This is a genomic window from Promicromonospora sp. NPDC019610, assembly GCF_044389365.1.
Classification (GTDB): Bacteria; Actinomycetota; Actinomycetes; order Actinomycetales; family Cellulomonadaceae; genus Promicromonospora.
The window spans coordinates 2,003,448-2,024,714 of the sequence record NZ_JBIRXX010000002.1; the positions used below are offsets into that span (position 1 = coordinate 2,003,448).

19 protein-coding genes are annotated in these 21,267 nt (G+C 72.9%); 10 read left to right on the forward strand and 9 right to left on the reverse strand.

Annotation, left to right across the window (positions count from 1 at the left end; translation table 11 throughout):
* Nucleotides 1-37: 37 nt before the first annotated feature.
* Both ACH45N_RS20575 and ACH45N_RS20580 read right to left on the reverse strand, forming a co-directional pair.
* Entirely contained in the window at nt 38-1,975 is a 1,938-nt protein-coding gene (locus tag ACH45N_RS20575) for a SigE family RNA polymerase sigma factor (protein WP_397397236.1), read from the reverse strand.
* Between the two features lie 64 nt (nt 1,976-2,039).
* A complete protein-coding gene (locus ACH45N_RS20580; RefSeq protein WP_397397238.1) occupies nt 2,040-2,753 on the reverse strand; it encodes a YitT family protein in 714 nt (237 codons plus the stop codon).
* A gap of 62 nt (nt 2,754-2,815) precedes the next feature.
* Between ACH45N_RS20580 and ACH45N_RS20585 the strand changes: the two genes are divergently transcribed.
* Nucleotides 2,816-4,303: a PLP-dependent aminotransferase family protein gene (locus tag ACH45N_RS20585; RefSeq protein WP_397397240.1), complete on the forward strand. Its 1,488-nt coding sequence runs from the start codon at nt 2,816-2,818 to the stop codon at nt 4,301-4,303.
* Between the two features lie 37 nt (nt 4,304-4,340).
* Here the strand turns inward: ACH45N_RS20585 and ACH45N_RS20590 are convergent, their stop codons facing one another.
* The 4 genes from ACH45N_RS20590 to ACH45N_RS20605 are packed head-to-tail and all read right to left on the reverse strand — an operon-like array spanning nt 4,341 to nt 6,434.
* Entirely contained in the window at nt 4,341-4,550 is a 210-nt protein-coding gene (locus ACH45N_RS20590; protein ID WP_397397242.1) for a hypothetical protein, read from the reverse strand.
* Entirely contained in the window at nt 4,547-5,644 is a 1,098-nt protein-coding gene (locus ACH45N_RS20595; protein WP_397397244.1) for a quinone-dependent dihydroorotate dehydrogenase, read from the reverse strand. The genes ACH45N_RS20590 and ACH45N_RS20595 overlap by 4 nt, the downstream gene beginning before the upstream one ends.
* Nucleotides 5,641-6,075, reverse strand: a complete 435-nt coding sequence (locus tag ACH45N_RS20600) for a hypothetical protein (protein ID WP_397397246.1) — start codon at nt 6,073-6,075, stop codon at nt 5,641-5,643. The genes ACH45N_RS20595 and ACH45N_RS20600 overlap by 4 nt, the downstream gene beginning before the upstream one ends.
* A complete protein-coding gene (locus ACH45N_RS20605; RefSeq protein WP_397397248.1) occupies nt 6,075-6,434 on the reverse strand; it encodes a hypothetical protein in 360 nt (119 codons plus the stop codon). Before ACH45N_RS20605 ends, ACH45N_RS20600 begins: the two co-directional genes overlap by 1 nt.
* Before the next feature lie 110 nt (nt 6,435-6,544).
* On the opposite strand from ACH45N_RS20605, the gene ACH45N_RS20610 reads away from it, so the two are divergent.
* A complete protein-coding gene (locus ACH45N_RS20610; RefSeq protein WP_397397250.1) occupies nt 6,545-8,089 on the forward strand; it encodes a leucyl aminopeptidase in 1,545 nt (514 codons plus the stop codon).
* Here ACH45N_RS20610 and ACH45N_RS20615 read toward each other — a convergent pair whose 3' ends face one another.
* Nucleotides 8,090-8,440 (reverse strand): oxidoreductase, encoded by a 351-nt coding sequence (locus ACH45N_RS20615; protein ID WP_397397252.1) that lies wholly within the window; start codon nt 8,438-8,440, stop codon nt 8,090-8,092. It abuts the gene before it with no gap.
* A gap of 267 nt (nt 8,441-8,707) precedes the next feature.
* Between ACH45N_RS20615 and lpdA the strand changes: the two genes are divergently transcribed.
* The 3 genes from lpdA to ACH45N_RS20630 all read left to right on the forward strand — a co-directional run bounded on the left by lpdA (nt 8,708) and on the right by ACH45N_RS20630 (nt 13,060).
* On the forward strand, nt 8,708-10,126 hold the full coding sequence (lpdA, locus tag ACH45N_RS20620) for a dihydrolipoyl dehydrogenase (RefSeq protein ID WP_397397254.1): 1,419 nt from the start codon (nt 8,708-8,710) through the stop codon (nt 10,124-10,126).
* A 29-nt stretch (nt 10,127-10,155) separates the two neighbouring features.
* Nucleotides 10,156-11,973: a 2-oxoglutarate dehydrogenase, E2 component, dihydrolipoamide succinyltransferase gene (gene sucB, locus ACH45N_RS20625; RefSeq protein WP_397397256.1), complete on the forward strand. Its 1,818-nt coding sequence runs from the start codon at nt 10,156-10,158 to the stop codon at nt 11,971-11,973.
* A 166-nt stretch (nt 11,974-12,139) separates the two neighbouring features.
* On the forward strand, nt 12,140-13,060 hold the full coding sequence (locus tag ACH45N_RS20630; protein WP_397397258.1) for a TIGR01777 family oxidoreductase: 921 nt from the start codon (nt 12,140-12,142) through the stop codon (nt 13,058-13,060).
* A gap of 35 nt (nt 13,061-13,095) precedes the next feature.
* On the opposite strand, the gene ACH45N_RS20635 is transcribed toward ACH45N_RS20630, so the two are convergent.
* Both ACH45N_RS20635 and ACH45N_RS20640 read right to left on the reverse strand, forming a co-directional pair.
* Complete coding sequence (locus ACH45N_RS20635) at nt 13,096-14,559, reverse strand: hypothetical protein (RefSeq protein ID WP_397397260.1); 1,464 nt, start codon at nt 14,557-14,559, stop codon at nt 13,096-13,098.
* Nucleotides 14,560-14,658: 99 nt separating this feature from the next.
* Entirely contained in the window at nt 14,659-15,747 is a 1,089-nt protein-coding gene (locus ACH45N_RS20640) for a Gfo/Idh/MocA family oxidoreductase (protein WP_397397262.1), read from the reverse strand.
* A 166-nt stretch (nt 15,748-15,913) separates the two neighbouring features.
* Here ACH45N_RS20640 and ACH45N_RS20645 point away from each other — a divergent pair, with 166 nt between their 5' ends.
* The 5 genes from ACH45N_RS20645 to glnA all read left to right on the forward strand — a co-directional run bounded on the left by ACH45N_RS20645 (nt 15,914) and on the right by glnA (nt 21,052).
* On the forward strand, nt 15,914-16,627 hold the full coding sequence (locus ACH45N_RS20645; RefSeq protein WP_397397264.1) for an HNH endonuclease family protein: 714 nt from the start codon (nt 15,914-15,916) through the stop codon (nt 16,625-16,627).
* Nucleotides 16,628-16,707: 80 nt separating this feature from the next.
* Nucleotides 16,708-17,400 (forward strand): lipoyl(octanoyl) transferase LipB, encoded by a 693-nt coding sequence (lipB, locus tag ACH45N_RS20650; RefSeq protein WP_397397266.1) that lies wholly within the window; start codon nt 16,708-16,710, stop codon nt 17,398-17,400.
* A 115-nt stretch (nt 17,401-17,515) separates the two neighbouring features.
* Nucleotides 17,516-18,517 (forward strand): lipoyl synthase, encoded by a 1,002-nt coding sequence (lipA, locus tag ACH45N_RS20655; protein ID WP_108493590.1) that lies wholly within the window; start codon nt 17,516-17,518, stop codon nt 18,515-18,517.
* Between the two features lie 42 nt (nt 18,518-18,559).
* Entirely contained in the window at nt 18,560-19,297 is a 738-nt protein-coding gene (locus ACH45N_RS20660) for a DUF4191 domain-containing protein (protein WP_397397268.1), read from the forward strand.
* 330 nt (nt 19,298-19,627) lie between these two features.
* Nucleotides 19,628-21,052, forward strand: a complete 1,425-nt coding sequence (gene glnA / locus ACH45N_RS20665) for a type I glutamate--ammonia ligase (RefSeq protein ID WP_397397270.1) — start codon at nt 19,628-19,630, stop codon at nt 21,050-21,052.
* Nucleotides 21,053-21,267: the final 215 nt, after the last annotated feature.

Sequence of the window (21,267 nt, forward strand, 5' to 3'; positions counted from 1 at the left end):
CCGCCCTGGGTGCTGACCGCGGCCCGACCTCGGACGCTCAGGGCGTGAACCTGGCCCGGTACAGCGACGCCGTGCCGGCGCCCGCGCTCTCCACCTGCCAGGCGACGAGGTCGCCCGCGACCGCCGCGGACGACGCGGCGTCGTTGCGGACGATCTCGAGCCGGTCCACCACCTGGGGCCGCCCGGCTCCGACCGCGTCGGCGACCAGGTACACGGTGGTGCCCTCGTTCCCGTCGGTGCTCCACACCACGTCGCCCGCCGACGCGTCCAGCGAGGTCACGACCTCCTCGGCGGCCTCCGGCTCGAAGACCCGCTCCCGGCCTGTCGCACGGTCCAGCACGTGGATCGTCGCGCCGTCGTTCCAGGCCACGAGCTGGTCGGACGCCGCGAGCTCGCGCCCCCAGTAGGCGCCGGTGCCGGGCGGCACCGGGGCGGCGGGCCGCAGGGTCTCGGTGCGCCCGTCGTCGCGGTGAGAAGTGATGGCGTACCGCAACGTGCCGTCGGCGACCCGCTCCACGGTCGTGACCACCAGCTCGTCGTCGTGGGTCGCGAACGTGCGGACCCCTGTCGCGACGTCCTGCTCGCCGCCGGTGCCGCCGCCGCTGCCAGGGCCGTCCAGCGCCGTCGCCGAGACGGCGCGCACGAGCTTGCCGTCCGGTCCGGGGGTCTCGGTCAGCCAGGCGACCCGCCCGGCGGTGAGCCCGAGCCACGGGTCACCGAGGGCCGCACCGTCTTCCGCGTGGTCCGACGCACTGTGCTCCACCACGGTCACCGCGCCCGAGCCCGGCTCCCGCACGCGGATCGCCCACACGCCCGAGGCGCCGTCGCTGACGGGTGACTGGACCCATGCGAGCCGGTCGTCCTGGCGTGCTGCCGCGGTGACCACGGTGCTCTGGCCGTCGAGCGCGGTCGAGGCCTCGTACTCGACGGCGTGCGGGATCCCGTCCCCCTGGATCTCCACGCTCTCGATCACCGACGAGCCGGAACCCTCGGGCAGGTCGGGGTCCCCGGACTCCTCGAACTGCTTCACCATGAAGTACGAGCCGTCCTCCGCGAGCGTCGCCGTGGCGGTCCCGTCATAGGCGACGGCGAAGGTCTCCAGCAGTGGCTCCACCTCGGCGGTGCCGACCGGCGCGGTGGTCAGGCCCGGCCCCGGGGCCGCGTCGTCGCGCCGTTCGAGCAGCCGCTCGATGCCGGTCACCTCTCGGAACCACTGGCTGCCCGGCAGCGCGACCTCCCCCAGGCCTGGCACCCGTACCGGACCCACCAGGAACCACACCAGCAGGACCGCGGCGACGCCCGACGTCGCGCCCTGCGCGGCCCGGCGACGGCGCAGCGCCGCCCTGCTGCCCCGCAGCACCGCGGCTCCGTCCAGGGCGGGCGCGTCGACGGCGTCCAGGTCCGCCTCGGCGACGAACCCGCGCAGCCGCTCCAGCGCGCGGGCGTTGGTCGCCTTGACCGTGCCGACGCTCCGGCCGAGCTCGGCCGCGACGTCCGCCTCCGAGAGGTCCAGCAGGTGCCGGAGCACCACGACGCGTCGCTGCTGCGGCGCGAGCCGCGCGAGCGCGCGGACGAGGGCGTCCCGGAGCTCCACCTCGGCGGCCCGGTCCGGGGTGGTGCCCACCGGGAGGTGGTCGTCACCCGGCACGACCTCGCGCCGGGTGTGCCGCCACGTGTCGATGCGCAGGTTCACCAGGACGCGCCGGGCATAGGCCCGCGGCTCGCGGTCCCGCACCCGGTCCCAGACGCGGTAGGTGCGCTCGAACGCCGTCTGCACCAGGTCCTCGGCCCGGTGGGTGTCACCGGACAGCAGGTACGCGGTGCGGTACAGGTAGGGTCCGGCCGTCTCGACGAACGCGACGAAGTCGTCGTCGGGTGCCCGGGCCACGCGGACGGTGGCGTGCTCGGTGTCCGCGATCCCGTCCTCCGCGTGTCCTGCCCCTGTCTGACCGGTCTCGTCCGTGTCGGTGCTCATGTCCCCCACCACGGTCACCGAGGCTCGCAGGTTTACCCGCCGACGGCGAGGCCGGCCGGCGCGATCACCCGACGAGCCCGCGCGGCGCGAGCCAGCGCGCGGCGACCTGGACCACCGGGCCCACCCCGAAGGCGAACACCACGGTCGCCCACCCGAACGTGCCGCCCAGCAGCACGCCGACCACGACCACCGTGACCTCGATGACGGTCTTGACCAGCCACACGGGCCAGCCCGTGCGCTGCACGATGCCGGTCATCAGGCCGTCGCGCGGCCCGGGCCCGAGCCGGGCGCCGACGTAGGCCGCGGTGCTCACGCCGAGGAGCACCGTCCCGGCCAGCGCGAGCGCGATCCCGGTCGCGAGCGCCGGCTCGGGCAGCAGCCGCTCGAGCACCCACAGCGAGGGGTCGATGACGAGGCTGATCACGATGATGTTGGCGATCGTGCCGATCCCGGGCTTCTGGCGCAGCGGGATCCACGCGAGCATCACCAGCAGCCCGACCCCGAGCACGACCCAGCCGTACGCCAGCCCGGTCCGGTCCACGATGCCCTGGTCCAGCACGGCCCACGGCATGGCGCCCTGGCCCGAGTGCAGCATCATCGCGGTCGCGACGCCGAAGCCCACGAGCCCGAGCAGGAGCTGGACGCCGCGGCGCACCGGGCGCATCAGCACGGGGGCACCGGGAGCGCCGGCGGCGATCTCGGCGGTGGTCACGTCGGGTGCGGACACGGCCGCGGTCTCGGGGGCAGGCTCGGCCGGGCGGCCGGTGGTCGTCGTCATGTGCCCATGGTGCGGCTCCATTGGCCTTGTCATCCAGGGCCAATCGCGCAAGAGTGGCCCCTATGTCCGCCGCGACCCCGACCGTGCTGCGCCAGCTCTCCCCCGCCACGACCGCCCGGCTGCTCGGCTCGTGGCACGCGGGCGGGCCCGCCTACGTGGCGCTCGCCGACGCCCTGCGCGCTGCCGTCCTGTCCGGCACGCTCGCCCCCAACACCCGGCTGCCCAGCGAACGTGAGCTCGCGGCGACGCTCAAGGTGTCGCGCACCACGACGTCGGGCGCGTACGCGCGGCTGCGCGAGCTGGGCTTCGCGGTCAGCCGCGTCGGGTCGGGCACGGTCGCCACGCTGCCGCAGCGCAGCGCCGATCCCGCCCCCGGGAGGCCGGCGGGCGGCGACGCCCCGGTGGCCGACGACGCCCTGCGGGCCGTGACGCCCGGAGGCCTGCCGTCCGCCGTCGGGCACCTGGACCTGTGGCAGGCGACCCCGCCCGCGCCGCCGGAGCTGCACGAGGCGTTCGCGCGGGCCCTGGAGCGCCTGCCCGCGTACCTCGACTCGGGCGGGTACGAGCCGCACGGCCTCACGCCGCTGCGCGAGGCCGTCGCCGCCCGCTACCGCGAGCGCGGCGTGCCGACCACCGCCGACGAGATCCTGGTGACCACCGGAGCCCAGCAGGCGATCGCGCTGCTGGCGAACACCCACCTGCACCCGGGTGACCGGGCGGTCGTGGAGTCGCCCACCTACTTCCACGCCATGGAGTCGATGCGCGACGCCGGGGGCCGGGTGGTCGGCGTGCCCACGGGGCCGCTCGACGTCGACCTGCTCGCCTCCACGGTGCGGCGCGCCCAGCCTCGGCTGGTGTACCTCGTGCCGGACTTCCAGAACCCGACGGCGTTCGTGATGTCCGCCGACGAGCGCGCGGCGGTCCGGGAGATCGCGGACCGGTACGGCGTCACGGTCGTGGGCGACGAGACGCTCGTGGAGCTCAACCTGTCGGACGTCGAGCTGCCGCCGGCGTTCGCCGGGGACGGGACGTCGCCGCACGTGGTCACGGTGGGTTCCGCGTCGAAGGCGTTCTGGGGCGGGCTCCGCGTCGGCTGGGTCCGGGCGCACCCGCAGGTGATCTCGCACCTCGCGCGGGCGCGGCAGTCGGCCGACATCGCGACGGCCGTGCTCGAACAGCTCGCCGTGGTGGAGCTGCTCGGGCGCCACGAGGAGGTGCTGGCGGGCCGGCGCCGGATGCTGCGCGAGCGGCGGGACCTGCTGGTCCACCGGCTCCGGGGGACCTTCCCCTCCTGGGACGTGCCGACGCCGCAGGGCGGGCTGTTCTGCTGGGTCGACCTGGGGCGGCCGGTCGCGCAGGCGTTCGCCGCTGCCGCCGCCGCTGAGGGCGCGCTCGTGGCGGCCGGGCCGATCTTCAGCCCCGAGAGCACCGGCTCCGCGTCCCGTGTGCGGCTCACCTTCACGCGGTCCCCCGCCGAGCTGGCCGACGCCGTGCCGCGGCTCGCCCGGGCCTGGAGCCGGGTGGTGCCGTCCGGCAGGTCGCGGCGATGACCCGGAGGTGGTGGTGACCCGCAGGTGCTGACAGCGCCTAGGGGATCCGCAGCTCCACGCCGGGCGCGGCCTGCGTGCCGTCGTGCAGCAGGCTCGCCTGCACGGCGCCGGCCGCGGCCAGCTCGCGCCAGTGCTCACCGAGCCACTGCTCGGCGTCGTACTGCGCGGTGAAGACGGGCGTGACGGGCTCGCTCAGGCGGCGCCCCTCGGCGTCGTCCAGGGCCCACTCCCACTGCGGACGGATCACTCGTACCTCCCACTAGCCGTCGAGCCGGCCGACCGGGTCAGGGCGCGGTTGATCTCCGACGCCCACAGCGGCCCCTCGTAGACGAACGACGTGTACCCCTGGGTCAGGTCGGCTCCGGCGCGCAGGTAGGCGCGGACGTCGTCGGCCCGGGTGATGCCGCCCACGCCGATGATGACGGGGCCCGTGCCGAGCCGCTCGCGCAGGCGCGCGACGACCTCGATGCCCCGGCCGAGCAGCGGCGGGCCGGACAGCCCGCCTGGGCCGCGGTCGTGGCCGATGGTCGTGTTGACGGCGACCACGCCGTCCAGCCCGAGCTCCAGCACGAGGTCGGCGACGGCATCGACGTCCTCGTTCGCGAGGTCGGGGGCGATCTTCACCAGGAGCGGGATCCTGCGGCCCGTGCCCTTGCCCGCGGCCGTCCCGGTGGTGGCCTCGTCGGCGGCGGCGCGGACCGCCTCCAGGATGGGCCGCAGCGACTCGGTCGCCTGCAGGTCGCGCAGGCCCGGCGTGTTCGGGGACGAGACGTTGACCACGAGGTAGTCCGCCCAGGGGGCCAGCAGCCGGGCCGACGTCGCGTAGTCGGCGGCGGCGCACTCGGGCGGCGTCACCTTGGACTTACCGATGTTGGCGCCGACGACGATCGCCCGGCCCGCGGCGGTGCGGCGCAGCGCGCGCAGCCGGTCCGCGGCGGCGGCGGCGCCCTCGTTGTTGAAACCCATCCGGTTGCGCACGCCCCGCACGTCGAGCTCGCGCCACATGCGCGGCTTCTCGTTGCCGGGCTGGGGACGGGCGGTCACGGTGCCGATCTCGACGAACCCGAAGCCGAGCATCGTCAGGCCCCGGACGGCGCGCGCGTTCTTGTCGAACCCACCGGCCAGACCGAACGGCGCGGGCACCACGCGGCCGAAGAGGCGCACGCTGCCCGGCCCGCCGGCGCGCTGGCCGAGGTAGGGGGCGAGCGCGCCCTGCACGACGTCCCGCAGGACCGGCACGCTCCCGGCGCGCTCGATCAGCGAGAATGCGATCTCGTGCGCACGCTCCGGGTCCATCCGGCGGAAGACGCCGTTGAACAACAACGAGTACGGCCAGCTCATGCAGTCCTCTCCTCGGACGTGCTGCGCGACGTCCGCCACAGCCACCACAGGCCCACGAAGGGCAGGACCAGGGGCACGTAACCGTAGCCCTGGCCGAATCCGGACCAGACGGTCGACTCGCCGAACACGTCCGGGTCGGCGAGCGACAGGGCCCCGATCGTGACCACGCCGACCGCCTCGATCCCGACGGTGATCCACGCGGTCACGCGCCAGGCGGGGGTGCCGATCGCGAGCGCGAACGTCGCGACCACGTACACCGCCGCGGCGAGCGTGGAGAGCGTGTAGGCCACGGGCGCCTCGCCGAACTTCACGACGAGCTCGTACGACGAGCGACCGATGGCCGCGAACGCCAGGACCCCGTAGATCGTCACCAGCACGCGGCCGAAGCCCCGCCCGGTCCGTCGTCCGGCTGTCCGTTCCGGCATCGTCATCAGGCCCCCGTCCAGATCTGCCACATGCGCCACTCCAGGAACGCCACCGTCAGCGAGGCCACGAGCAGCACCACCGAGCTCCACCTGGTGCGCTCGGCGAAGGCCCACGCGGCGGCGACCGGCAGGATCACGAGGGTGGTGGCGAAGTAGCCCCAGAACAGCACCGGGTCGCTCGCCCCGCCCCCGCTCGCACCCTGCACGATCGCGACGACGCCCTGCACGAGCAGGAAGAGCTCGATGACGGCACCGCCCCAGAGCTGGTTCAGGATGACCGCGCGGTCGCGGGCGACGAACCAGCCGGCCCACCCGGCCAGGACCACGCAGAGCGCGACCACGAGGAGCAGGAGGGCAGGGATCACGTCCTGCAGACTACCGGGCGCTCCCTGTGGGGCGGCAATCGGATCGTGCGTGACCTGCGCCTCGATGGGGCCCGGCCCGGCTGTCGGAGGCCCGGGATACCATCGGCAGCGTGACCGACGTGACCCTCTCCAGCAAGAATCCCACCGCCGTGAAGGCCGAAGCGCTCGTGGTGGCGACCGCCCAGACGTCGGACGGCGTAGCCGTCGTGTCCGACCAGCTCCCCACGGACCTGCTGACGCAGCTCGAGACGCTCGCCCCGCAGCTCGGCGTCACCGGCGCCCGCGACGAGGTGCGCAAGATCCCGGCCGGCGACAAGCTCGCCGCCGACGTCCTCGTCCTGACGGGCCTGGGTGAGCGCGCCGAGGACGGCACGTTCGCCGCCGAGACGCTGCGCCGCGCGGCAGGCGCCGCGACCCGCGAGCTGGCGGGCCTCGCGTCCGCCGCGATCGCCCTGCCGGCGTCCGACGACGCCGAGATCACCGCCGTCACGGAGGGCGCGCTGCTGGGCGCCTACGCCTTCAACCGCTACCGCACCGCCGGCAAGGGCTCCGCGAAGGACGGTGCGAAGGCCGCCGCCGGCAAGGACGCCGCGAAGAACGGCAAGGACCCGGTCGCCGCGATCGAGATCCTCACCCCGCTGCACAAGAACGCGAAGGCCAAGCTGGCCGCCGAGCGGGCCGAGATCCTCGCGGCGGCGGTCCACGCCACGCGCGACCTCGTCAACACCGCGCCCAACGAGCTGTACCCGGCCACGTTCGCCGACGCGGCGAAGGCCGCGGCCAAGGACGTGAAGCACGTCAAGGTGACCGTGCTGGACGACAAGCAGCTCGCCTCGGGCGGCTACGGCGGCCTCACGGCCGTGGGTCAGGGTTCGTCGCGCGGCCCGCGCCTGGTCAAGGTCGCCTACGCGCCGGCCAAGCCGGACGCGAAGGTCGCGCTCGTCGGCAAGGGCATCACGTTCGACTCGGGCGGCATCTCGATCAAGCCGGCCGCCGGCATGGAGGCCATGAAGTCCGACATGGCCGGCGCGGCCGCGGTGCTGTCCACGGTGATCGCCGCCGCGAAGCTGAACCTCCCGGTCGCCGTCACCGGCTACCTCTGCCTCGCCGAGAACATGCCGGGCGGCAACGCGCAGCGCCCCGCCGACGTCATCACGATCTACGGCGGCAAGACCGTCGAGGTGCTGAACACCGACGCCGAGGGCCGCATCGTCATGGCCGACGGCCTCGTCTCGGCCGTCGAGGACGGCCACGACGTGGTGCTGGACATCGCCACGCTCACCGGCGCCCAGATGGTCGCGCTCGGCAGCCGCACGTCCGCCGTCATGGGCACCGACGAGGTGCGCGACGAGGTCAAGGCCGCCGCCGACGCCTCGGGCGAGCTGTTCTGGCCGATGCCGCTCCCGGAGGAGCTCAAGGCCAACATCAAGTCCAAGGTGGCCGACGTCGCCAACTCCGGCCCGCGCTGGGGCGGCATGCTCAACGCCGGCCTGTTCCTGCAGACCTTCGTGGGCGACCACCCGTGGGCGCACCTGGACATCGCCGGCCCCGCGTTCAACGAGGGCGGCGCGCACGGCTACACGTCCGGCGGCGGCACCGGCGTCGGCGTCCGTACCCTCCTGGCCTTCGTCGAGGGCCGGGCCGCCGCGAAGTAGCTACTTCCTGCGCTGGGCGCTGTTCCAGTCGCGCATCCGCTGGGGGTAGCCGGTGAACCGCACGTTGTACACCGGCACCCCGAGCTGGTTCGCGAGGTCGAACGCGGTGCGCTCGTCGGGCACCCGGCGGCGCGTCCACTCCCCGGTGCTCGCCACGAGCAGGATGGTGCTGGGGATGTCGGTGGTCGGGGGCTCCACGTAGGCCTCGACCCCGACCCGCGAGGCGATGAACTCACCGAGGTGCGCCAGGGTCTGGCGGCGCGCGTCGTTACCGGTGGGACGCGCGGCGCTACCGGGTGCGGAGCGTCGCTGGAAGAAGCGCGCGAGCGAGCTACGGGACTGGCGGGGCATGCACCGAGGGTACTAGCGAGACCGGCGCTGTCCTAGGCATCTCCACGCACATCGCAGGAAACTCGCACCTTCTGCTCGCGGGCCCTGCTCGCGGGCCGACCTGTCACAGGGCCGCCGGAGCGTCAATGTCGCCACGGTCACACCCGACAAGCCCGGTACACGATTGGGGCCACGCCCGCTGAAGTGTCAAGATGGCATGCGGCGACAACCCACGCAGCCGACGCAGCCGACGCGGTCACCTCCGCGGAGTCAACGAGGAGCCAGCACGTGCCTACGCATGACAGCCCGACCACGTTCGACGTCGTCGTGCTCGGCGGGGGAAGCGGTGGCTACGCCACCGCGCTCCGCTCGGCACAGCTGGGCCTGAGCGTGGCCCTCGTGGAGGAGGGCAAGCTCGGCGGGACCTGCCTGCACGTGGGCTGCGTGCCCACCAAGGCCCTGCTCCACGCCGCCGAGGTGGCCGACGCCGCCGCGCACGGCGCGCAGTTCGGCGTGCGCACGTCGCTGGACGGCATCGACATGCCCGGCGTGCTCGCCTACAAGGACTCCGTGGTCGCCGGCCTGTACAAGGGCCTGCAGGGGCTGATCGCCTCGCGGAAGATCACCGTCGTCGAGGGGCACGGCACGCTCGCCTCCCCCGGCGTCGTCGAGGTCACCGCCGCGGACGGCGCGACGAGCAGCGTCACCGGCACCCACGTGGTGCTCGCGACCGGCTCGTACGCCCGGACCCTGCCCGGCCTGCAGCTCGGCGGCCGCATCCTCACCTCCGACCAGGCGCTCACGCTGGAGACCGTGCCGAAGTCCGTCGTGGTGCTCGGCGGCGGCGTGATCGGCGTGGAGTTCGCCAGCGTCTGGAAGTCCTTCGGCGCCGACGTGCAGATCGTCGAGGCGCTGCCCCACCTCGTCCCCAACGAGGACGTCGCTCTCTCGAAGGCGCTGGAGCGCGCGTTCCGCAAGCGTGGCATCAAGTTCTCCCTGGGCGAGCGCTTCGCCCAGGCCAAGCAGTCCGACGACGGCGTCCAGGTCGAGCTGGAGTCGGGCACCACGTTCGACGCCGAGCTGCTGCTCGTCGCCGTCGGGCGTGGAGCGCGGACCGCCGACCTCGGCTACGAGGCCGCCGGTGTGCGCGTCGACCGTGGGTTCGTGCTGACCGACGAGCTGCTTCGCACCGGCGTCACCACGCCGGCCGGCGGGCAGGTCTGGGCCGTCGGCGACATCGTGCCCGGGCTGCAGCTTGCCCACCGCGGGTTCGCGCAAGGCATCTTCGTGGCCGAGCAGATCGCGGGCAAGTCTCCCGCACCGATCGACGAGGCGACGATCCCGCGGGTCACCTACTGCGAGCCGGAGGTGGCGTCGGTCGGCGTCACCGAGGCGCGGGCCGCCGAGCTGTACGGCCCGGACGGGGTGGAGACCATCGAGTACAACCTGGCGGGCAACGGCAAGAGCAAGATCCTGGGTACCCAGGGCTTCGCCAAGCTGGTGCGCCGCAAGGACGGACCCGTGGTCGGTATGCACCTGATCGGCTCGCGTGTGGGCGAGCTGATCGGCGAGGGCCAGCTCATCGTCGGCTGGGAGGCGTTCCCCGAGGACGTCGCCTCGCTCGTCCACGCACATCCCACCCAGAACGAGGCACTCGGAGAGGCACACATGGCACTGGCCGGCAAGCCTCTGCACGCCCACAACTGACCATAACGACAAAGGAGACCCCACAGGTCATGTCTGAGAACGTGCAGCTGCCGGCCCTCGGCGAATCCGTCACCGAGGGCACTGTCACCCGCTGGCTCAAGGCTGTCGGCGACGAGGTCGCCGTCGACGAGCCGCTGCTCGAGGTGTCGACCGACAAGGTCGACACCGAGATCCCGTCGCCGATCGCCGGCGTGCTCGAGCAGATCCTCGTCCAGGAGGACGACACCGTGGAGGTCGGCGCCACCCTCGCCGTCATCGGCGACGGCTCCGGTTCCGGTGCCGCCCCGGCGGCCCCCGCCGCCGAGCCCGCCGCGGCGGAGGCCCCCGCGCCCGAGGCGACGCCTGAGCCGGCCGAGGCCGCTCTCGCCGAGGCCCCCGCTGCGGAGTCGCCCGCGCCCGCCCCCGCCGAGGCTCCGGCCGAGGCCCCCGCCCCGGCTCCGGCCGGTGGCGGCACCGACGTGCCGCTGCCCGCGCTGGGCGAGTCGGTCACCGAGGGCACCGTGACGCGCTGGCTCAAGGAGGTCGGTGACGACGTCGCCGTCGACGAGCCGCTGCTCGAGGTCTCCACCGACAAGGTCGACACCGAGATCCCGTCGCCCGTCGCGGGGACGCTCCAGGAGATCCTGGTCAAGGAGGACGAGACCGTCGAGGTCGGCGCCATCCTGGCCCGCGTCGGTTCCGGCGCCGCCGCTCCGGCGGCCGAGGCCCCGGCCGCTCCCGAGGCGCCGAAGGCCGAGGCTCCGAAGACCGAGGCCCCGGCCGAGGCCACCCCGGTCCCGGACCCTGCCGCGGACTCCCCGGTGCCGGCCCAGGCAGCCTCCCCTGCCCCGGCGGCTCCGGCCCCCGCCCCGGCTCCCGCCGCCCCGGCTCCCGCGCCCGCTGCCCCGGCTGCTCCGGCGCCCGCGGCCGGTCGCTCCGCCGGCTCGTACCTGACCCCGCTCGTGCGCAAGCTCGCCGCGGAGAAGGGCGTCGACGTCGCCGAGGTGAAGGGCACCGGTGTCGGTGGCCGCATCCGCAAGGAGGACGTGCTCGCCGCCGCCGAGGCCAAGGCCGCCCCGGCGCCCGCCGCCGCTGCCGCGCCCGCCGCGAAGGCGCCGGCCGCGACCAAGCTCGAGGTGTCGCCGCTGCGCGGCACCACGGAGAAGATGTCGCGCCTGCGCAAGATCGTCGCCGAGCGCATGCTCGAGGCGGTCCAGTCGCAGGCCCAGCTGACCACGGTGCTGGAGGTGGACGTCACCCGCGTCGCGAAGCTCCGGGCCAAGGCCAAGGAGTCGTTCGCCGCACGCGAGGGCGCCAAGCTGACCTTCCTGCCGTTCTTCACGCTGGCCGCCGTCGAGGCGCTCAAGGCGTACCCGAAGATCAACGCCACGATCGACACCGAGAAGGGCGAGATCACCTACCACGGCTCGGAGAACGTCGGCATCGCCGTCGACACCGAGCGTGGCCTCGTGGTCCCGGTCATCAAGAACGCGGGCGACCTGAACCTTGCGGGCATCGCCCGGCAGATCCAGGACCTGGGTGCGCGCACCCGGGCCAACAAGGTGACGCCGGACGAGCTCTCGGGCGGGACGTTCAACATCACGAACACCGGCTCGGGCGGCTCGCTCATCGACACGCCGATCGTGCCGCTGGGCCACGCGGCCATCCTGGGCACGGGCACCATCACCAAGCGCCCGGTCGTGGTGACCGACGCCGAGGGCAACGAGAGCATCGCGGTGCGCTCGATGGCCTACATCTTCCTGTCCTACGACCACCGCCTGGTCGACGGTGCGGACGCCGCGCGCTTCCTCACCGCGATCAAGAACCGGATCGAGGAGGGCGCGTTCGAGGCCGAGGTCGGTCTCTGACGAGGACCAACGGGTCGGCCGGGTAGCTCACGCGCCTGACGTCGACCCCGCAGCAGCGGGTGGTGGCCGGTTCCGGGTTCGGGACCGGCCACAGCCGTCTGCGCACGGCTGCCGTGCTGTGTCCTGCCCGCCGGTGCGGCGCCGTCGGGCAGGCTAGATTCGCGGCATGGACGTAGTCGTGGCCGGGTCGCACGGCCTCATCGGCTCCGCGCTGGTCGCGGACCTCGTCGCCCGAGGGCACGGCGCGCGCCGGCTGGTGCGGCGCGGGAGCGAGTCGTCCGGCACTGCCGAGTCGGCCGCGCCGTCCGGCGTCCGGCACGTGCCGTGGGACCCGCGCACCGGCGAGCTCGACCCGGCCGCCCTGGACGGCGCCGACGCCGTCGTGAACCTGGCTGGGGCCGGGATCGGCGACCACCGCTGGACCCCGGCCTACAAGCAGAAGCTCCTGGGCTCGCGCACCACGACCACGAGCCTGCTCGCCCGCACGATCGCGCGCCTGGACGGGCCGCCCGTGCTGGTCAACGCGTCGGCGGTCGGGGCGTACGGGGACCGCGGGGACGAGGTCCTGACCGAGGCGTCGGAACGCGGCGACGACTTCCTCGCGGACCTGGTCAAGGCCTGGGAGAACGCCACGGCACCCGCCGCCGACGCCGGGGCCCGCGTCGTCTGGCTGCGTAGCGGCATCGTGCTCGCGCCGTCGGGCGGGGCGCTCGGGAGGCTGCTGCCGCTCCTCCGCCTGGGCGTCGGCGGCCCGCTGGGCAGCGGCCGGCAGTGGTGGAGCTGGATCACGCTCACCGACGAGGTCGCGGCGATCCGGCACGTCATCGGGGCGGACGTACGCGGCCCCGTCAACGCCGTGGCGCCCGAGCCCACCACGAACCGGGACCTGACCCGGGCACTCGCCCGGGCGCTCGACCGGCCGGCGGCCCTGACGGTGCCCCGGTTCGCCCTGCGGATCGCGCTCGGGCAGTTCGCCGGCGACCTCGTGGCCTCCCAGCGGGTGGTCCCCGCGGTGCTGAGCCGCACCGGCTTCACCTGGACGCACGCCGCCCCCGAGGAGGCGGCGCGCTGGGTCGCCGGGCGCTGAACCGGTCCGGCGCGGCCCGGTTCAGCCGCGCCGGATCAGCGGACCTCGCTGACCCGCCAGCCGCCCGGCGTCCAGACCAGGGTCAGGTCGGCGGACTCCTTCGACGCGGGCACCGCGGTCTCGCCGTCGGCGGAGACCTGGCGGTGCGCCGTGATCGTGTACTGGATCCGCACGATCGCCTCGATCGGCACCTTCTTGCCGGACGTCTGCCCCTCGGCGTCGTCCGACGTCTGGACCGTCTTGCGCGACGCCGTGGTCGCGCTCTGCACGGCCGAGGCGGCGCCCGGGCCCTGCGTCACGACCTCGGTGGACTCCACCTCTGCGGATGCGCCGACCACCTGGGAACGGTTCTGCTTGAGCTCGTCGAGGATCTGCTGGTCGGCCAGGTAGGCCGGTGAGCCCTCCAGGTTGACCGTGCTGATGTCGGAGACGGCGCCGGCCAGCAGCGCGAGACGGCGCTCCGTGAGCTCGACTGCGGCACCTGCCGGGTCCTTGGCGTTGCTGACCGGGTTGATACCGCCCCAGACGGGGGCGGAGGACTCGGGCGAGGGTGCCGCGACGGCGGGCTCCTCGCCGCCGAACGCCTCGGGCAGAGCGACGACCCCCGCCGTGATCCCCGTGACCACGCCGGCGGCGATCATGACCGTCGCGAGCACGGAGCCCGCGGTGACGCGCGGCTCGGCGGCCTTCGCGCCCGGTCGCGCGCCGGCGGCCCGGCCCGTGACCGGCATCGTCGCCCGGCGCCGCCCGCCGGTCGCCCAGGAGCGCGCGTCGACCGCGGCGATGGACCCCGTCAGGGTCTTGGCGGCGGAGCGCCAGGCGGACGGCGTGTGCGCGCCGAGGGGTACGTGGCCCGCGATGGGCACGGGACCGCTGATAGCGGCCGAGACGAGGGCGGAGGCGTCCGGGAGCCGCACCGGCTCCGGCTTCACGGCGTCGTTCGCGAGGGCAGCGAGCGTGCCCGGCTCGGGCCGGTCGCGCGGGTCCTCGGCCCGGGCGCGGGCCAGGACGGCCCGCAGCGCCTGGTCGGCCTTGGAGTCCAGGCTCGGGCCGGGGAAGCCCAGCACCGACTCGACGAGCGTGGCCAGCGAGGTGACGTCGACCGGGTCGTCGCTGTGGTCCGGCAGCGTGACGCGCGGGCGCAGCACGGCGCTGCCGTCGCTGCGCAGCAGCACGTCCGTGGGCCGCACGCCGCCGTGGACGAGGCCCACGGCGTGCAGCGCCGCGAGCGCCTGCGCGATGGCGACGGTGATCCCGGCGCCCTCGGCGGCGGTCAGGGGGCCGCGCGAGCCGACGGCGGTCGGCAGGTCGACCGCGCCGGTCCGCGACAGGCGGACGTCGAGGTTGTCCGGGCCGTTGGGCGAGATGGCGATGAGCGGCACGAGATGGGGGTGGTCAAGTGTCGCGAGGGTGTCCAGGCGGCGCACCAGAAGTTCCCGTGCCGCGGCCTCGGTGGGGACGGCTACGCGGACCAGTTCCGCGGATTCGATGTAGTGCACCCGATCATGAGAACTCCGTTGCATCGGAGCCCGCTCTTTATCCACAGGATTTGCCGAATTCGACGCCCTGTGGGTGAACTCCTGGGCACACGCGGGGAATCACACGTCGACGAGCCGCCCTTCCTTGGCCGAGACGCGTGCCGCGTCCAGGACCTCCGCGGTCCGGACGGCGTCGGCGGGATCGACGGGCACGTCGGCCTCGCCGGCCAGCCACTCGGCCACCGCGGAGTAGAAGTCGCCGTGCCCGCCCCGGGGCTGCGGCACGGCGGTCCGCTCGCGGCCGCGGGTGAGCCAGCCGTGGGTGCCGTCGGGCTGGTCGTCGTCGAGCACGTCGAAGGGCGAGGCGTCGCCCTCGAACGAGTTGACCAGGTACGCGCCGCCGTCCCCCAGCACGCGCGTGCGCGGGCCGGGCGCGCCCACCAGGGAGCCCGCCCAGAGCCGCGAGACCACGCCCTTGGCGGGCGGCTCGACGCCGAACAGGACGTCGGCGGCCGCGGCGCGCCCCGGGACCACACCCGGCCTGGTGCCCGGTGCGGCGTGGTGCAGCACGAGGAACACGTCGTCCTCGGTGGGCGTCGAGAGCGAGCGGGTCTCGGCGTACACCGAGACGACGGGCCCGAACAGCTGGGTGGCCGAGTCCACGAGATGCGGGCCGAGGTCGAGCAGCAGCCCGCCGCCCACGACGTCGTTCTCCTTCCACCGCTGCTGGGGCTTGGGCCGCCAGCGCTCCCAGTGGCGCTCGAAGGTGTGCACCTTGCCGAGGTCGCCGCGGTCCAGCAGGGCCTTGAGCGTGAGCTGCTCGGGGTCCCAGCGGCGGTTGTGGAACACGGTGAACGGCGTGCCGGACGACGACGCCGCGGCGACCACCCGGCGCGCCTCGGCCGCCGTCGTCGCGATCGGCTTGTCCAGCACGAAGGGCTTGCCCGCCGCGGAGACGGCGTTCGCGTGCTCGGCGTGCAGGGAGGAGGGGCTGGCGATGACGACCAGGTCGTAGAGACCCGGCTCCGCCAGCATCGAGGGCAGGTCGTTGAAGAGCCGCGCGCCGGGCCAGTCCCCGGCGGCCTGGACGCGCCGTCCCGAGTCGCGCGCGACGACCGCGGTTACCGACATACCCGCAGCTCGCGCCAGCCGAGCGTGAATTTGCCTGCCCGCGCCGCCGTAGCCGACAATCCCGATCCGAAGTGCCATGGCCCCATCGTGCCCCGCGGGACGCAGCGACGCGAGATTACTGGTCAGCCGCTTAATCCCCGTAACACAACTCTGGCAGACTGGGGCAAGAGGTGCGTTTCGCACGTTCTTAGACTTTGTCCGGCCATCTGCGGTCCGGACCAACGGCCGACAGATTGAGGGGCTCGTGTCCGCCACAGCCAAGAAGTCCAGCCAGACCCGTAAGACCCTGCAGCTCGTGCTCATCGCCGTCGCGGCGCTCGTGCTCGCCGGCAACTTCGTCGTCAAGTCACTGGGTGACGACGTCGCCCCCGCCGAGGGCGCGCAGGGCTCGGCCCTCGCGGCGCTGGACACGCTGAAGGTGCAGGACGCCGCCCCCGAGGACGGCTACGACCGCGAGTCCGACTTCGGCAGCGCCTGGCAGGACGTCGACGACAACGGCTGCGACACCCGCAACGACATGCTCCAGCGGGACCTCGACGACTTCGTGCTCACCGAGGGCGACTCGTGCGAGGTCGCCTCAGGCACGCTCGACGACCCGTACACGGGCGAGACCATCGAGTTCGAGCGCGGCGAGAACTCCGGCGACGTGCAGATCGACCACGTCGTCGCCCTGATGAACGCGTGGACCACCGGCGCGGCCGAGTGGGACAAGGACAAGCGCGTCTCGATCGCGAACGACCCGCTCAACCTCGTGGCCTCGGACGGCCCCGCCAACATGGGCAAGGGCGCCAAGGACGCCTCCGAGTGGCTGCCGGAGAACCAGGCCTACCGCTGCGAGTACGTGGCCCGGCAGATCGCCGTCAAGGCCAAGTACGAGCTGTGGGTCACGCCCGCCGAGCACGCCGCCATGGAGGACGTGCTGACGAGCTGCCCGGCGGAGACCCTCCCGGCGTCCTGACGGGGCTTCACCCCTGCGTGCTGACGGAGTCCCGCGGCGGCCCGTCGGCGGCCCTGCGGGGCGGGTCTAGGCTTGCGGCCATGGACATCCGACACCTCACCGGGCACGTCGAGTACCACGAGGGCTGGGACCTGCAGCGACGCACCCACGAGGGCGTCCGCGTGGAGGACCTGGCCGACACCGTCTTCTTCCTGGAGCACGAGTCGGTCTACACGGCGGGCGCGCGCACGCACCGCGACGAGTACCCGACCGACGGCACCGAGGTCATCAAGGTCGACCGCGGCGGCAAGATCACGTGGCACGGGCCGGGCCAGATCGTGGCCTACCCGATCATCAAGCTGGCCAAGCCGTTCGACGTCGTCGAGTACGTCCGCACGCTGGAGCAGGCCGTGATGGACGTGTGCACCGCGTTCGGTGTGGAGACCATGCGGGTCGAGGGCCGCTCCGGCGTCTGGGTCGCCGCCGACTCCCCCGACGTGCACGACCCCCGGCTCGAACGCAAGGTGTGTGCCATCGGGGCGCGCGTCGCCAAGGGCGTCACCATGCACGGCCTGGCCCTGAACTGCGACGCCGACCTGGCCGCGTTCGACCACATCGTGCCGTGCGGCATCCCGGCGGAGGACGCCGACGTCACCTCGCTGACCGCCGAGGCCGGCCGCCGGATCACCGTCGACGAGGTCCGGCCCCTGCTGGAGGCGGCCCTGATCGAGCGTCTCGCACCGCTGCTCGCGCGGGACGCCGCGCCGGCCGAGGCCGTCGCCGCGACGGCGTGACCCATCGCTCGCCCGGGCACGTGACGAACGACACGTGCCGCCCCCGGAACGGCCGCGCGACGCCGGTCGCCCGAGGCTTAGGCTGGGCGCACCCGCTGACCTGGGAGGGATCTGCGTGACCATCGCACCTGAAGGCCGACGCATGTTGCGCATCGAAGCGCGCAACTCGGCCACGCCCATCGAGAAGAAGCCCGAGTGGATCAAGACCCGGGCGGTGATGGGACCCGAGTACCGCGACATGAAATCGCTCGTGAAGGGCGAGGGCCTGCACACGGTCTGCGAGGAGGCCGGCTGTCCCAACATCTTCGAGTGCTGGGAGGACCGCGAGGCCACGTTCCTCATCGGCGGTGACCAGTGCACGCGCCGCTGCGACTTCTGCCAGATCGACACCGGCAAGCCCGCCGACTTCGACAAGGACGAGCCGCGCCGCGTCGCGGAGTCCGTGCGCACCATGGGCCTGAAGTACTCGACCGTCACCGGCGTCGCCCGCGACGACCTGGCCGACGGCGGCGCCTGGCTCTACGCGGAGACCGTCCGCCAGATCCACGCGCTGAACCCCGGCACCGGCGTGGAGCTCCTCATCCCGGACTTCAACGCCATCCCCGAGCTGCTCGACGCCGTCAACGAGTCGCGTCCCGAGGTGCTCGCGCACAACGTGGAGACCGTGCCGCGCATCTTCAAGCAGATCCGCCCGGCGTTCACCTACGAGCGGTCGCTCTCCGTCATCACCCGGGCCCGCGACGCCGGCCTGGTCACCAAGTCCAACCTGATCCTCGGCATGGGCGAGACCGTCGACGAGGTCAAGCAGGCACTGCAGGACCTGCACGACGCCGGCTGCGACATCATCACGATCACCCAGTACCTGCGCCCGTCGCTGCGCCACCACCCGGTGGACCGCTGGGTGCGGCCGGAGGAGTTCGTGGAGCTGTCCGAGACCGCGGAGGAGATCGGCTTCCTCGGCGTCATGGCGGGACCGCTGGTGCGCTCGTCGTACCGCGCGGGCCGGCTGTGGGGCCAGGCGATGACCAAGCACGGCCGCGCGATCCCCGAGGCGCTCTCGCACCTCGCACAGCCCACCACTTCCCGTCAGGAGGCGGCGAGCCTGCTGGCGCGCTGACCCGGCACGCCGACCCCTCGCAGCGCACTAGAATCGATGACCATGGCCCGAACCTCGTCCGGAGGCGAAGCGCGCGACGACGCGTCCGTCACCAAGCAGAAGAAGCCCAAGAAGCGCCGCTGGTATCACCAGCTGTGGGACGTCTACCAGATGACCCGCAAGCAGAACCCGCTCGTCACCTGGTGGATGCTCGCCGCGTTCGTCGGTGTGGTGGCGGTCGCGCTGCTCATCGGTGTGCTCGCGGGCCCGTGGGTCTACGCGCTCGTCATCGGCGTGCCGTTCGGCGTGCTGGCGGCGATGTTCGTGCTGTCGCGCAGTGCGGAGAAGGCCGCGTACACGCAGATCGCCGGCCAGCCGGGCGCGGCCCGCGCCGCGCTCGGCACCGTGCGGGGCGGCTGGACGTTCGAGGACGAGCCCGTGGCCGTCGACGCCCGCAACCAGGACTTCGTGTTCCGGGGTGTGGGCCGGGCCGGCGTCGTGCTGGTCTCCGAGGGGCCGTCGCACCGCGTGACGCGCCTGCTCGACCAGGAGCGCAAGCGGGTCAGCCGCATCCTGTCCAACGTGCCGGTCACCGTGATCCAGTGCGGCGACGGCGAGGGCCAGGTGCCGCTGACCAAGGTCGCGCGCGCCGTCACGCGCCTCAAGTCGACGCTGACCCGGGCCGAGGTGGCTGAGATCAGCAAGCGCCTCAAGGCCATCGGCGGCATGAAGCTGCCGATCCCCAAGGGCATCGACCCGACCCGCGCCCGTCCCGACCGCAAGGGCATGCGCGGTCGCTGACCGACCTGACCTCGTGAGGGGCGCCTCCTGTCCGGGAGGCGCCCCTCGTGCGTACTCCGTTGCGCGGCCCACCGCCGTCCGATGGACGGACGCCGTCGGGCCGCGGCATGTGAGTTCTGGCACGCTGTGATAACGCTGCCGGAGCTACCACCAGCACATCTCCCCACGGTTACACGGTCGAGAGGCGCGAGAAACACTCCGGCAACAATCAGTAACCCGAGAGAAACCACCTGCCCTTAGGTTCGTGGCGATCCGCGTGCAAGCCTGCCCAGCCGTTCGGCGTCGTGCGACGGACTCCCCCTGGACTTATCGAGCGAGCAAGGAGCGCAGATGTTCAACAACGCCGAGGAGGCGATTGCCTTCACCCGCAACGAGGGGGTGGAGTTCGTCGACGTCCGGTTCATCGACCTGCCGGGTGTCACTCAGCACTTCAACATCCCGGTCGAGCAGTTCGACGAGGACGCCTTCAGCGAGGGCCTCATGTTCGACGGTTCGTCCATCCGCGGTTTCCAGGCGATCCACGAGTCCGACATGAAGCTCGTGCCGGACATCGCGACGGCGTACATCGACCCGTTCCGCAAGGCCAAGACCCTGATCGTGAACTTCTCGATCGTGGACCCGTTCACGGGTGACGCCTACGCCCGCGACCCGCGCAACATCGCGGCGAAGGCCGAGGCCTACCTCAAGTCGACCGGCATCGCCGACACCGTCTTCTTCGGTGCCGAGGCCGAGTTCTACGTCTTCGACGACGTGCGCTTCAAGACCGCGTCGAACGAGAGCTACTACTCCATCGACTCCGTCGAGGCCGCGTGGAACACCGGCCGCGAGGAGGAGGGTGGCAACCTCGGGTACAAGACCCGCTACAAGGGCGGCTACTTCCCCACCTCCCCGAGCGACCGCTTCGCGGACCTGCGCGACGACATGGTCAAGACCCTCGGCCAGGTCGGCCTCTCCGTCGAGCGCGCGCACCACGAGGTGGGCACCGCCGGCCAGCAGGAGATCAACTACAAGTTCAACTCCCTGCTGCACGCCGCCGACGACCTGATGAAGTTCAAGTACGTCATCAAGAACGTCGCCTTCGAGGCCGGCAAGTCGGCCACGTTCATGCCGAAGCCGATCTTCGGCGACAACGGCTCGGGCATGCACTCGCACCAGTCGCTCTGGAAGAACGGCGAGCCGCTGTTCTACGACGAGAAGGGCTACGGCGGCCTGTCCGACCTGGCTCGCTGGTACATCGGCGGCCTGCTCAAGCACGCCCCGTCGCTGCTGGCCTTCACCAACCCGTCGGTGAACTCGTACCACCGCCTGGTCCCGGGCTTCGAGGCCCCCGTGAACCTCGTCTACTCGGCTCGTAACCGCTCCGCCTCGATCCGTATCCCGATCACGGGTACGTCGCCGAAGGCCAAGCGCATCGAGTTCCGCGCGCCGGACCCGTCGTCCAACCCGTACCTGGCGTTCTCCGCGATGCTGATGGCCGGCCTGGACGGCATCAAGAACCGCATCGAGCCGCCGGCTCCGGTCGACAAGGACCTGTACGAGCTGCCGCCCGAGGAGCACGCGCAGATCGCCCAGGTCCCGACGTCGCTCGGCGGCGTCCTCGATGCGCTCGAGGCCGACCACGAGTACCTCACCGCCGGTGACGTGTTCACGGAGGACCTGATCGAGACCTGGATCGCGTACAAGCGCGAGAACGAGATCGACCCGATCCGCCTGCGGCCGCACCCGCACGAGTTCGAGCTCTACTACGACATCTGACGGCCGGTCCCTCGTGACCTGCTGAGATGCCCCGAAACGGCGGCTGACCTGCACTTTCGTCTGGCGACGTTGTGCAGCGTTAGCCGCCGTTTCTCGTGTTCCTGTGTAACTCTCGTGTACCCCCCCGGGCGGTCCCGCTCCCCCGGCGCGTTCCTCGGTGGCGCCTCGCGCGGGTCGTCGACCCGGCCATACTCCCGGCTCGGGGTCCCTGGTCC